Genomic DNA, 12869 nt, shown 5'->3' with positions numbered 1-12869 from the left:
GCCCCGCACCAGCGCCTCAGGTCCACCGAACCTTGCCAATTCCGTCAGCGTTCTCGAGCTCGGTGTCCCCCAGGTCTTTGGCTATCTGACGTAGTGCCCCGGCGATCGTCCTAGACTCAGCCGCTTCACGTGCGAAGTTCTGTACTACCGAATGGTCATGGTCGTGTACTGCGACACCAATGTTGTACGTGGCTGCGCGCCCCTCGATCGTGTCACCGAGGTAGTTGACTCGACCGACCCGGTCAAGCGAGACGATGATCGCGTCGAGCCTCTTCGCATGCCGATCATGCGCCTTGGCGAGCTCCTCGATCGGGTCGCCGTCGAGAACCATGTTCGGACGGTCGGCGATGCGCTGCTCCGCCTCCTGACGGATCTTGTCCGCGTCGGGATTCCCCATGATTCCTCCGATCGTCACCGGCAGGCGAGCACGCGCCCTCATCAATTGGACGCACCAGCTCGGCGATCGGTTCCCAACTCGTCCACCGAGCAGAGAAGGGGCGCGGCCGATGCGGCCACGCCCCTCCTCACGTTGAGCTCAGTCCGTCTTCACCTCGCTGCGGTCGCCCGACCACAGGGTGTGGAAGGTACCCGACTTGTCGACGCGCTTGTAGGTGTGCGCGCCGAAGAAGTCGCGCTGCCCCTGGACGAGGGCGGCGGGCAGGCGGTCGACGTTGAGCGAGTCGAAGTAGCTCAGCGCCGTCGCGAAACCCGGCACCGGCACGGCGGCCTGCGTGGCGGTGATGACGACCCGGCGCCACGCCTCCTCGCCGTCGCGGATGGCCTGCGCGAAGTACGGTGCCTCGAGCAGGGTGTTGAGGTTCGGGTTCTCGGCGTAAGCGTCTGCCAGGACGTTGAGGAACTGGGCGCGGATGATGCAGCCGCCGCGCCAGATCTTGGCGACGGCGCCCTTGTCGATGTTCCAGCCGTACTTCTCCGCGCCGGCGATGATCGCGTCGAAGCCCTGGGCGTAGGCGACGATCTTGGAGGCGTACAGGGCCTTCGCGACGTCGTCAACAAAGGAATCGTCGACCCGCGGCGCCGTGGGGCGCTCGATGCCCAGCGCGCGGACCGCGTCGCGCTGCGCCCGCTTGGACGAGACAGCGCGGCCGAAGACGGCCTCGGCGACGCCGCCGACCGGCACGCCCAGGTCGAGGGCGGTCTGCACGGTCCAGACGCCGGTGCCCTTGCTGCCGGCCTGGTCGGTGACGATGTCGACGAAGGGCTTGCCGGTCTCCGCGTCGACGTGCTTGAGGATGTCGATGGTGATCTCGATGAGGTAGCTGTTGAGCGGCCCCTCGTTCCACGTGGCGAACAGGCCCGAGATCTGGGCGGGCGTGTAGCCGGCCACGTTGCGCAGCAGGTCGTAGGCCTCGCCGATGAGCTCCATGTCGGCATATTCGATGCCGTTGTGGATCATCTTGACGAAGTGGCCGGCGCCGTCGGTGCCCACGTGGGTCACGCAGGCCTCCCCCTCGGCGACCGCGGCGATCGACGCGAGGATCGGGCCGAGGGTCTCGTACGACTCGGCGGTGCCGCCGGGCATGATCGACGGGCCCTTGAGCGCGCCCTCTTCTCCGCCGGAGATGCCGGCGCCGACGAAGTGGATGCCCGTCGGCGCGATCTTCGCCTCGCGGGCGATGGTGTCGTGGAAGTTGGCGTTGCCGCCGTCGACGATGATGTCGCCAGGCTCGAACCGCTCCTTGAGCTGCTCGATCACCGCGTCCGTGCCCGCGCCGGCCTGGACCATGATGATCGCGGTGCGCGGCTTCGCGAGGCTGGCGACGAACTCGTCGATGGTGTCGCTGGCAACGAAGTTCGCCTCGGGGTGGTTCTTCGCGACCTCGTGCGTTTTCTCCGGCGAGCGGTTGTAGATCGCGACGGTGTTGCCCTCCCGGGACGCCAGGTTGCGGGCCAGGTTCGAGCCCATCACCGCCATCCCCACCACACCGATGTTCGCCTTGGCGTCATTGCTGCTCATCGCTTGTTCGTCCCTCTTCCTCGTGGTGGTTCACACTCGGCCCCTACGTTACGTCCCCATGCCCGACGGTGCCCCCACCTCACCTGTTCTTCGGGCGGTGCCTCTTCGCCTTCTCGACGACGGCCTTGATCTCCGCTGCCGCGACCGCCGGGTCCTCGTGTTCCCACACGCGGATCACCGTCCAGCCGGCTTCCTCGAGACGCTGGTTGGTGTCCTCGTCCCTGGCACGGTTGTTCGCAACCTTGGTCGCCCAGAACTGCGCGTTGGTCTTACTCACCGAGTGATGCTCCGGGCATCCGTGCCAGAAGCAACCGTCCAGGTAGACCGCCACCTTCAGGCGCGGGAACACCAGGTCCGCACGACGTCGCGCTAGTTCGCGAAGCGGGGCTCTGTCGACGAAGAAGCGCAACCCCCGACGGTGCACTTCCCGACGCAGCGCCAACTCCGGCCCTGTGTCCCTGCGACGGTTCGATTGCATCGAGCGGCGCACACCGCCGTCGGTGGCCCATGAATCCATATCCCCATCATCGATCACGATCGAGAACCCACAATCGTCTCCGTGTCCGAGATGTGTGCCCTGGAACACGATGCGGCCGTCCACTCCTTATGCTGAGTCGGCAAAGCGGCTTTATCGGACCGGGGAGAGTGTCAAGCGCAGTGGATGGACAGTTCGAAGGTCAGTACGAGGTCTTCCAGGATCTACTAGATTCCTCGACACCCGAGCAGGCTCTCAAGAAGCTCGCACTCTTCGGAGCCACCCGGGACGTCATCGAGAGGATTCGGGCTCGACACGAAGCGGATGTGATCTCGGTCCGTGACCGCGGCATCGCTCCCATGGTGGTGCGGAACAACCGTGCGACCTGGTACACCGGCCCACGCGAAGGCGACAGACATTGGGAATCACTCAAAGCGCGTCTAGCTGCGAGCGGGTGGTCGGACACTTCGATAGATGCGCTCGACCGTTCCTCCAGCCAGGTCATGGAGCAGCTGAACCACCCGAAAGAGGCGGCCTTCTCCAGCCGTGGGCTCGTACTCGGCCACGTGCAGTCCGGCAAGACCACCAATTTCACCGCCGTGATGGCCAAGGCTGCCGACAGCGGTTACAAGCTCTTCATCGTGCTCGCCGGCATTCACAACAGCCTTCGCCGGCAGACCCAGGCTCGGCTGATGAAGGACCTGATCGATGAAAACGAAGCGTCATGGATGCAGCTCACCGTCGCGGACAGGGACTTCACGCCGCCTTCGTCGGGCGCGGTGTCGTACTTCGCGCAAACGAACCGGCAGCATGTCCTCTGCGTCGTGAAGAAGAACGCGCCCGTTCTCCGCAAGTTCCGTGATTGGTTGGCGTCGGCGTCCGATCACCTCGCTCAGGTGCCGACGCTGATCATCGACGACGAGGCGGACCAGGCGACCGTAGCGTCCCCGACCCTCAATCCCTTGATCCTCGAGATCATGGACAAGCTCCCGAAGGCCGCTTACGTGGGCTACACCGCGACACCGTTCGCGAACCTCCTGATCGATCCGAGTTCAGACGACCTGTACCCGAGAGATTTCATCATCAGTCTCCCGAAGCCCGAAGGCCACTTCGGAACGGAGGTCCTGTTCGGTCGGGATCTGTTGGACGACGAGGACGCCGAGGATCTCGACGTCGGATACGACATGATCCGCACCATCGACGACGACGAAGTCGACCTGGTACGCCCGCGCACGAAGGCCGACAGGGAGTCGTTCGTACCCGACATCAGCGGCCAGCTGCGGACTGCGATCTTGTACTTCTGGATGGCAACCGCGGCCCGACGAGTCAGGCGGATCGGGAACAAGCACTCCACGATGCTCATTCACACGAGCGTGAACACCGAGGTCCACAACAGCTTCAGGGAACCGCTGGACGCGCTCCGCTGGAGTGTCTTCAAGAGTATCGAATCGAGCGGCGCCATCATCGACGAGCTCCGCGCGCTGTGGGAGCAGGAGACCGCCGCGGTTCCCGCGGTTGAGTTCGATCGCACGGCCGTTCCCTTCGACGAGATCCTGCCTCTCCTCCCCCGCGTTCTCGACGACTGCCGAATCATTCTCGACAACGCGACCAGCAAGGTACGTCTCGACTACGAGGGCGACCCTGTCGTGGCGATCGCAGTGGGTGGCAACACCCTTTCACGTGGCCTGACGCTCGAGGGCCTGGTCGTCAGCTACTTCGTCCGGTCGGTATCCGCGTACGACACGCTGCTCCAAATGGGCCGCTGGTTCGGCTACAGGATCGGGTACGAGGACCTCCCCCGCGTGTGGATGACCGCCGACCTGCAGTCCTGGTTCCAGCACCTCGCGACTGTTGAATCCGAGATCCGACGCGACATCGAGATGTACATGACGGGCGACGTGACGCCGATGACCTTCGCGGTCAGGATCCGCACTCACCCCTCGCTGGGAGTCACCTCGGCCGCGAAGATGACGAATGCGGTCACTGCCTCCGCTGCATACGGCGGCCATCGTGTCCAGACCCACGTGTTCGATCTCGATCGGGCCGTACTCCTGCGGAACCAGACTGCGGCGAAGACGCTCCTCAACCGTCTGATCCGCGAAGGATTCAGCCTGAAACACGACGAGCGGGAAGACCGATTCGTGATCAACGGCGTGCCGAAGAGCGAGGTACTGGACTTTCTGAAGGACTACAGCTTCTTCGACGATTCTCCGGAGCAGAGAGTGGGCGACAAGGGCCTCCGCACCCTGCTCACCGAGTACATCGAGAAACGAGCAAAGGCAGGGTCGCTCCACACGTGGAACATCGCCGTGATCGGACGCGGTGCGAAGGTCGGGTCGCTCGACCAGGCCGATCGCTTCGAGTTGGCGCCGGGAATCGCCCCCGCTCGAGTCACCCGTTCGCAGCTGTCCGGCGAGCTCCACGACATCAAGACCCTGATGAGCCGTGCTGACGCGGCGGTCGACCTGGATCTGTCGAAGCAGAAGGGAACGCTCACCGAACCGAAGATCCAGGAGCTGCGAACTGAGCAGGCTCCCGACCGCGGGCTACTGACCATCTACGTCATCGACAAGGAATCGTCGCCAGGGCGGCCGGCCCGTGGCGAGAACCGCCGTGTGGAATTGAATGCTCCCGAGCATGTCATAGGAATCGGCATCGTCTTCCCCAACGTCAGCGGCGACGACAGCACGGTCGAGAACTCTTACGTCAGCGCGGCGATTCCCGAACTCGAGGAGGACGACGTCGCGGCGCTCGACAGCGAAGATCTCGGAGATTCCGTTGGCGCGTGACATCCAGGGGATTCTGAGCGAGCACTGGTCACGCCACCTCGACGAGCCTGCTACCGAGGCTCAACTTCGGACGTCCGCGCTGCCCGTCCCTACCCCGGCAGGGCCCGTACTCGCGGCGACCGACACCGAGGGTAATCGGCATATCCTGGTGCCGATTCCACCCAACCAACGGTCACGACGGACCATCGACGGCGCGAACCTCCAGGTGCGAGAGAGCGCGATCGAATCCGAGCGCGACTACCAGCGCTACCTCGACGTATGCACCGTGAACCGCCGCCTCGACAGCCTCTTCAACGACCTCGGCGCCGATCTCCTCGTAGCGATCGAGTCCGCCCCGGACCGTGCCGTTGCCGCGGCGAACGACGTGCTCTCGAGGTGGAGAGCACTTTTTGCACCTGCCCCCAGAGCTCTCAGCACCGACCAAATAGTCGGCCTCTTCGGCGAACTACTCACCTTGCAGACCTTGCTCGAATCGTCCCCTTCGGCGACGGACACCTGGCTCGGACCGCTCGGAAAACCGCACGATTTCGTTTCCGCCGCCGGCGACATCGAAGTGAAATCCACAGCCGATCCCGAGAGCAATCGCACCCGGATACACGGGATCGACCAGCTCGACAGAATCGATGAACGACCGTTGTTCGTCCAGTGGGTTCGGGTTCGTACCGACCCCACGGGCGAGTCCCTGGTGGAACTCGCACTACGAATCAGCGAGGCCGTCGACGACCGAGAGTTGTTCTTCGAACGCCTCGCCGCCGCCGGTGTGACACCTGCCGACCAGGAGCGATACCCCGAACGATTTGCAGTCGTGGAGACGGTCACGATTCCCGTCAAGGATTCTTTCCCGAGGATCACGCCCGACGCACTCGGGAGAGTCGACATCGCGCTACCGATCTACGCGGTCGAGTACTCGATCGACTTGCCGGTAGCCGATGCACTGACGCCACCGAAGACACGCGAACTGATGGCGAAGGTCGCACAGGGGGCAGCCCAGTGATCGGATGGTATTCACAGAGGTTTCCTCCGGGCGGAGCTTCTGCTGCTGAGGGGATTCGCAATCAGCTCGGCCAGCCCAAGTTGAATCCTCTCACGGTCCTCGTGCGTGAAGCCGCGCAGAACAGCTGGGACGCTCGCACGGGCGACGGCCCCGTGCGATTCTCGCTCGCGCTGACTGATCTTCCCGCAGGTGTTGCACCGGTGTGGCGGCGTCTGCTGCTCGGCCAGGACGCGCCTTCGAAAGCACATCTGCCGCTGCGAACGACACTCGACCGACAACGCCTCCGAATACTGACGATCTCCGATCGTGGTACTCGCGGCCTCGGCGGCCCTACTCGCGCGGACAATGCCATCGTCGACAACAACGACTTCGTCTCGTTCGTCCGAAACGTGGGGGAACCTCGTAACACCGACTTCGGTGGCGGCACCTACGGGTTCGGCAAGGGAATCTTCTATCGGCTGTCACGCTGCGGCACAGTCGTGATCCACACCCGTTGCCAGGGGGTGAACGGTCGCGAGACTCGCCTCATCGCATGCAGTCTGTGGCAGAGCTACACCGTCGGCGAGGGAATGTCAGGACAGCGCTACACCGGACGCCACTGGTGGGGTGACGTATCGGGCGAGATCATCGAACCGCTCGTCGGCGAGCAAGCCGAGTCCGTCGCGAAGCAGCTACGTCTCACCGCATTCGCGGACGACGAGACCGGGACGTCGATCACCATCATCGACCCGGACCTCGACATGGACCCGGAGGATCCGGATTCAGATGCGGAATCGGCAGCCGAGTGGATGGCGAACGCTATCGCCTGGAATCTATGGCCGAAGATGCTCAAAAACGAATCCCGAGGCACGACAGCGATGGAGTTCGCAGTCACCCTCAATGGCAGCGATGTCGAGATTCCCGACCCGACGACAAGCCGTCCGCTCAGCACCTTCGTCCATGCCTACCGCGCGCTATCGGGCCCGGATGGCACTCCGATCGCAAGCGCTCGCCCCAAGCAGCACCTGGGGACCCTGGCAGTCCAGCCCAGCATCTCACCTCCGTTCGAGCCGAGCGCCGTCGCGGAAGAGTGCGGATTCGACGGCACGACTCACCACATCTGCCTACTCAGGACGCCCGAGCTGGTGGTCAAGTACCTTGCAGGTCCGAAGACCGGGAACCGTATGGTCGGCTATTCCGGCGTCTTTCGTGCTGCTGATGAGGTCGACGATGTCTTTGCGAGCGCCGAACCGCCCACGCACGACGATTGGGTATCGACCCACCTGGACGTACCTCAGCGAACGTACGTGAACGTAGCGCTGAAGCGTTTGAAGGACGCCGCAGGCAAGCACGTGGGTGAACTTCAGCCCGGGACGGACGGCCAGTCGTCCACCGCTGCACTGGGCTCCGCCTCGATTCTGCTGTCCGATCTCGTGCTTGGCGTCGGAGCTCGACCAGCGGCTCGAACCTCCACGCTCGCCGAACGCGTCGGGATGACGAACCGCGGCTCGAATGGCTCCGGGGGCGCTCCGGACTTCGGCGAGTCGTCGAGCAACTCCAGCGACGACAGGTCTTCCGACCGTTCCGAAACCTCGACCAACTCGAACGAAAGTCCCGGAAAACGATCACATCGCCGGACTCGGAAGCCCCGAATCGAGTACCACGGAGCTCCCTCGTACCTCTACCTGAACGGTGAGCCTGTTCTGTCCCAGGAATTCGCCGTCGAACACCGCGTTCCCGTCACCGTAGGGGCGGTACTCGAGGTCGCCATCGCCGGCGGACGCGAGAAACGAAGCGAAGCACCGGCCGGTGCTCCTGTGCCTCAGGTCAGGGGGTGGTGCCGACTCGACGGCAGCGATTTCACCGGCACCCCGACGCTCGCTCATCCCGGTGACGGCTCGGTGTGGACCCTGCTGGTTCGGCCGGCGGTAGACACCACCACAGAGATCACCCTCACAGCCGCACAGGCGGAGGATGCCGATGCCTAACGTTGCGCTGCCGTACAAGATCCCGGCCGCATCCCGGATACTCGCATCTCCATGGCTTCTCGTCATCGGCCAAGCAGAGCTCGGAGAGCTACCGAACGAGATCCCCGAGTGGGATTACAATACCGACCTCCAGATCTCACGCCGGGTGCGCCTGGACCTCCCGGCGATCTACAGCGATGCGGAGCTTCCCCCTTCCACGCCCCTGCACACATCCGTCGTGTGGGAGTCGAGCGGGTCGCGTCAACGACGGCGGGCGTTCCAGCAGCTGGTCGACGGCCGGCACGAGATCGACATCGACTGCACGCTCTACGGATCCGAGATCGGCGGGACCCTCACGATCAGGACGATCGTGTGTCTCGCAGAACCACGATCACTTCCCGTCGCACCGTTCACCGCACACCTCCCCGGATCGGTGCTCTGGGACGAGTCGACCACGGTTCGACTCGAGGATGACGCTCCCCAATTCCCCGTCACCATTATCGATTTCGCGCTGACCAACCTTCCCGAGCAGTCCACCTGGTTCGTCCAGATCGCCGGGGATCTCGACAGCGCGGCTATGGGATCCCTGCTGCTGTGCATCAACCAATCCAATGGTGCTGTCGCCGCGGCGTTCGAGAACGCCTCGACTGCCTCTGCGGATCAACTCGCCACCATCCGCTCCGTCCACGCGGATGTCGCGCGGCAGCTCGTCGAACACGCACTCAGCGATGCGGACTTCGATCACGATGTCGACTACCCGGACGAGAGCCTCGGGCGAATGCTCCAGTCGTTGGTCCAGCGCCTGTTCCCCGATCAAGATGTCCAAGACCTCCGCGTCCGAAGGAACACTCTGCCGACGTTGTTCAGCGCTGAGGTGCAGGGAGCGGTGCACACCATCGGAGGCAAAGCATGACTCAGCTGTATCCCCGTCTCCTACCCGCCGCTGCGGAGCAACTGTTCGCCGAGCAGGCGAACTCGTCGATCAGCGACCTGTCCCGGGGAGCGAGGACGGCACATCCAGCCGCGGTGTTCGTCGCTACCGGAGGGACGCGGGTCGCCGAGGCTGATCTGAACCAACATCGGAAAGCCGTCCTCTCGCTCGCACTCGAGTCCGGGTTTCCCGAGTCGACGTCAGCAGACGATCGGAACCGTTTCGACATCGTTGTCGCGCGCTACCTCCACTCCGAACTCGCCATGGTGCCGGCGGAGGCGAGTTCAGGAGACGTCTGGGCGTTCTTCGCCGCCGTTCTCCTTCCGGACGTCACGCATTGGCGCTTTCCCAACCCGATCCGTGACAGAGTGTTGGGCACTGACCTCACCCGGCACACTTTCGGACGGCTCTGGTGGCGCGCTCAGCTCGTTTGGTCCAACACCTCGTCGGATCCGTACGAGGCGCTGGAGATGATCGGCGGCGAAGCCTTCGGACAGATTTACGAGCGCCGAGCTTCACTCGGCGCTAGCCCCGCTCTTGTACGCGCAATCGTCACTGTCTGGTCAGAATTCGGATCCGATGACCGGAAGCGAGACCTCCTACGCGACTTCCTGAAACGAATCCTGCGGTTGACGACCTTCGTCTCGTTCGAGAGCATGGACACACCTCAGATTCGCGAGCTACTCCGAAACATTCTGCAGGCGACAAATGAAGCGCGTCATCGATAGTGCCGACGCCGCCGTCGCCCTGATTCCTGCCCTCAAAGCGAACTCAATTTCGGCCGAATTCCCGTCCGCACAGAATGTCTCATTTTTCTGCCTCTTCAGGTCGCCACACAGTCGTCCACACGCCGCCTAAGGTAAGACATCAGACTGAGCGCATCCAAACAATCGGCATGACTTATCACCCCGAGGCTCCTGATAGTCTCGAGGGGCTCATGCGACAGAGGGTTTCTAAAGGCCATCCAGATCGCTTTCGACAACTGAAGCTGACCGTTCTCCAAGTTTTTCGCCGACTCACCCGAGATAACCAAGCTTCCTGTCTGAAACTTTCGTGAGAAGCTTAGCGATCCGTGCTCTCCTAGAGCTTTCCCGAATAGACTCGACTCTGATTCATTTGGAAGATTGGCCGCTGCCCTCAGATCCGAAACGTACCGCTTACATGCCTCAACCAGCGCTTGATGGTAGTCGCCCGCCTTGAAGTACCCCTCGGACGTAGCCCGAATACTCGGATGAAGGTGGCGCCACACCAAGTTTGCATAAGGGGGCGCGATCTCTTTCAGGCTTCGGACCGCGTTACCCCGATCTTGATCGCTCATGTCGGTTTCATCGGACTCGATGATTCCAATCAATTCACGCAGCGGCTCTTTCTCTGGCCCCACCACTGTGTCGACCCATTCATCAGAGTCAACCCCAGCCTCTTCTTCAACCTGCCGCTTCTTTTTGTCCGCCCGCAGGCGCCGCCTGAGCTGAGCGATCTCTTCGATCATTGTCCGAAGAATGGCGCGCACTTCAGCTGCCTCCGCGTGGTCCCAATTCACACCTCGCCGGTCCGTCGCGACAACATCAGGGCGAATCTCATCCAGGGCATCTACGACGACATATCCCGATAGGTACGCGTACGCGTAGCTGGAGTCCGAAGCACCGAAGAACTCCGGCTCGTTCGCGAGCCGCCCGCTGGCGTAAACTGAAATACCTCGCATCTGAGTCGGAAGCGGCTTCTCTGCAGCAATAATCAGGCCCGTGACCCCCTGTTCGGACAAGCGTTCGCCCGAATCTGGAAGACCTTCCGGAACTGGCCATTCAAACTCGGTAGCGACGGAATTCAGCCTCAAGTCCCGGGTCACGGAATGACGACTTCCATCACGACCAACAACAGTCAGCTCCACTTCACTGTCGCTGTAGTGAAAGAGTCGCGATAGACTCTCAGCAAGTTGGGACGGGCTGATATTACTCACTCTCGTGAGCTTGGAAACAGTCACCGATGTCCCGTGGCTTGACGGATCGGTGGCGGCAATTTCGTAATGCGGCTGATAATCTCCATCCTCGGTGGTGATCAGATCGTCCCAGCTCATGGCGAGTAAGTTCTGAACCGATTCCCCTTCCCGCGTAGTCCGAACATCAATTTGATGACCGATGCCAAATAGGGCGAGCTTTCCGAGCCCCTTCTTTCCAGACACCATTCGCCGGCCGCTCTCCGACGACGCAAGATTATTCGCTCCTCGTCTGTTCCGACCGATTCTCAGGTACTTGTCGCGAAGGTCAGATCTCGACATTCCATGGCCATCATCCGCGACCACGATGCTCTGACTATCGCCACTACCGTCGATCTTCACGCTGATCGTCTTCGCATCAGCGTCGTATGCGTTTGCCACCAGCTCGGCGACGGCGTTCGGAAGGCGAGAATACATGTTCGACCCAAGGTGTTCGATCGTGTGTGGATCGAACCTCAGAACCAATCCCGGCTCGGAGCCTCCGTGTGAGTTGATCGCTGAATTCATCGCCGCTCCTGGTCCTCCGCCACAACACGGGCATCATATAGCCCTAGCCATCCAGGCGCTCGCTGCGCACTCGGACGGCTCAAGGTCTCCGGTCGACAGACCACAACAACCGTTTGCACGGCAGGTGACCGCTATGCGAGCACGAATTGTTGTTCCTGTGCGGCACGACTATCACCCGCAAGATCGCGCACCCAATCGCATCCGACCGCCTCCAACGCCAAGTCCCGGCGGGCGTCGCTCCAACCGAACACCGACGCTAGGACGTGCACAGCTAACACCGGGGGAACTGCGTTCCCGATTTGCTGCGGTATGTCCCTACCCTGCCAGGGAAACTTCGGCGGGAACGTCTGTAGCCTGCCGGCCTGGTCAGGCGTGAATCGCAACTCAGAACCATCGTCTAACACGACCCGATTGCGAGAGATCTTGCCTGTCACAGTGAACGAAGGAGCACTCGACTTCCGGCGTCCCCGTGCAGTCGAGACACCACCGGATCCATAATTGGATACGACAGTGAATTCGCCCAACTCAGGCAGGACCTCTCCCATCGACTTCACATTCTGGCCCATCACCGGTCGCCTTCTGTCGAAGCGATCATGGGTTGCAGCCGGGAGTGCTACAAGGCGGTCAGGGATTCCGTAGCGCGCGACCATGACTGCGCGGCGCCTTGTCTGGGGAACGCCGTATTCCTCCGTGTATAGAACGTCGCACTTGACGCCGTAACCACGTTTGCGGAGCACCTCTGCCATTGCCAGCCACACGGGGAGCACCGCGGGTACCTGCTCGAGCACGATCGCCTCGAATGGCTCATCAAACGCAGCCCGCTTTAGCGCCCAGATCAGTGGCTGAAGTACCAGCCCGGTGCGTTCGTCGTCCATCTCCGACAACAAGGCCTTGACCTCTCCCGAGCGGCCCTGCCCGAGGAGACTCACGAGATGAAGCACCAGGTCGAGCTGCCTTCTCCCGGCCCCGTTGCCCGCAACAGTGAAGGTCTGGCACGGCGGCCCCCCCGCCAGGACGTTGTGATCAAGAAACTCGAGCGCGTCAACATCGCGTACATCACAGTTAATATACTGAAGTCCGGCCGCTTCTCGTGTCGCGCACGCCGAGCGATCGAGCTCTATCCCCACCGACTCCACTCCAAGCCACGTTGCGGCAACGTCGAGCCCGCCTGGACCTGCGAACAAATCTACGATCCGAGGCGAGTGCAGCGGCGTCAGGAGATCAGATCGATAGTCGGACACGGTTCACCACTCTAG

The 12869-nt window shown here is 62.5% G+C and carries 10 protein-coding genes; 5 read left to right on the top strand and 5 right to left on the bottom strand.

The window, feature by feature from the left end:
* Positions 1 to 16: 16 nt before the first annotated feature.
* From LB823_RS07705 to LB823_RS07695, 3 genes are all read right to left on the bottom strand, one after another.
* Positions 17 to 397 (bottom strand): hypothetical protein, encoded by a 381-nt coding sequence (locus LB823_RS07705; RefSeq protein WP_224646193.1) that lies wholly within the window; start codon positions 395 to 397, stop codon positions 17 to 19.
* A 138-nt stretch (positions 398 to 535) separates the two neighbouring features.
* The gene (gndA, locus tag LB823_RS07700) at positions 536 to 1978 is read right to left on the bottom strand and encodes an NADP-dependent phosphogluconate dehydrogenase (RefSeq protein WP_224646191.1); all 1443 of its coding nucleotides are present in this window, start codon (positions 1976 to 1978) and stop codon (positions 536 to 538) included.
* Between the two features lie 79 nt (positions 1979 to 2057).
* A complete protein-coding gene (locus LB823_RS07695) occupies positions 2058 to 2495 on the bottom strand; it encodes a very short patch repair endonuclease (protein WP_224646277.1) in 438 nt (145 codons plus the stop codon).
* A gap of 461 nt (positions 2496 to 2956) precedes the next feature.
* Here LB823_RS07695 and LB823_RS07690 point away from each other — a divergent pair, with 461 nt between their 5' ends.
* From LB823_RS07690 to LB823_RS07670, 5 genes are all read left to right on the top strand, one after another.
* Complete coding sequence (locus tag LB823_RS07690; protein WP_224646189.1) at positions 2957 to 5242, top strand: Z1 domain-containing protein; 2286 nt, start codon at positions 2957 to 2959, stop codon at positions 5240 to 5242.
* Positions 5232 to 6236 (top strand): PD-(D/E)XK motif protein, encoded by a 1005-nt coding sequence (locus tag LB823_RS07685; protein WP_224646187.1) that lies wholly within the window; start codon positions 5232 to 5234, stop codon positions 6234 to 6236. Before LB823_RS07690 ends, LB823_RS07685 begins: the two co-directional genes overlap by 11 nt.
* Positions 6237 to 6337: 101 nt before the next feature.
* On the top strand, positions 6338 to 8203 hold the full coding sequence (locus tag LB823_RS07680; protein WP_224646185.1) for a hypothetical protein: 1866 nt from the start codon (positions 6338 to 6340) through the stop codon (positions 8201 to 8203).
* Positions 8196 to 9095 (top strand): hypothetical protein, encoded by a 900-nt coding sequence (locus LB823_RS07675; RefSeq protein ID WP_224646184.1) that lies wholly within the window; start codon positions 8196 to 8198, stop codon positions 9093 to 9095. Before LB823_RS07680 ends, LB823_RS07675 begins: the two co-directional genes overlap by 8 nt.
* A complete protein-coding gene (locus LB823_RS07670) occupies positions 9092 to 9841 on the top strand; it encodes a DUF6339 family protein (RefSeq protein ID WP_224646182.1) in 750 nt (249 codons plus the stop codon). The genes LB823_RS07675 and LB823_RS07670 overlap by 4 nt, the downstream gene beginning before the upstream one ends.
* Positions 9842 to 9936: 95 nt before the next feature.
* Here the strand turns inward: LB823_RS07670 and LB823_RS07665 are convergent, their stop codons facing one another.
* Positions 9937 to 11613 carry a TIGR02391 family protein gene (locus tag LB823_RS07665; RefSeq protein ID WP_224646180.1) on the bottom strand — a complete coding sequence of 559 codons (1677 nt, stop codon included), beginning with the start codon at positions 11611 to 11613 and terminating at the stop codon, positions 9937 to 9939.
* 131 nt (positions 11614 to 11744) lie between these two features.
* Complete coding sequence (locus LB823_RS07660; protein WP_224646179.1) at positions 11745 to 12854, bottom strand: DNA cytosine methyltransferase; 1110 nt, start codon at positions 12852 to 12854, stop codon at positions 11745 to 11747.
* Positions 12855 to 12869: the final 15 nt, after the last annotated feature.

The sequence above is a fragment of the Tsukamurella sp. M9C genome (assembly GCF_020169415.1).
Classification (GTDB): Bacteria; Actinomycetota; Actinomycetes; order Mycobacteriales; family Mycobacteriaceae; genus Tsukamurella.
The sequence above is the reverse complement of the archived record's forward strand: the minus strand, read 5'-3'. Positions and strand labels throughout refer to the sequence as shown.

What these genes read in the sequence shown, in the direction of transcription:
- LB823_RS07695 (WP_224646277.1), bottom strand. Translation starts at nt 2,495, where the DNA reads ATGGATTCATGGGCCACCGACGGCGGTGTGCGCCGCTCGATGCAATCG.
- LB823_RS07705 (WP_224646193.1), bottom strand. Translation starts at nt 397, where the DNA reads ATGGGGAATCCCGACGCGGACAAGATCCGTCAGGAGGCGGAGCAGCGC.
- LB823_RS07690 (WP_224646189.1), top strand. Translation starts at nt 2,957, where the DNA reads ATGGAGCAGCTGAACCACCCGAAAGAGGCGGCCTTCTCCAGCCGTGGG.
- gndA (WP_224646191.1), bottom strand. Translation starts at nt 1,978, where the DNA reads ATGAGCAGCAATGACGCCAAGGCGAACATCGGTGTGGTGGGGATGGCG.
- LB823_RS07670 (WP_224646182.1), top strand. Translation starts at nt 9,092, where the DNA reads ATGACTCAGCTGTATCCCCGTCTCCTACCCGCCGCTGCGGAGCAACTG.
- LB823_RS07675 (WP_224646184.1), top strand. Translation starts at nt 8,196, where the DNA reads ATGCCTAACGTTGCGCTGCCGTACAAGATCCCGGCCGCATCCCGGATA.
- LB823_RS07665 (WP_224646180.1), bottom strand. Translation starts at nt 11,613, where the DNA reads ATGAATTCAGCGATCAACTCACACGGAGGCTCCGAGCCGGGATTGGTT.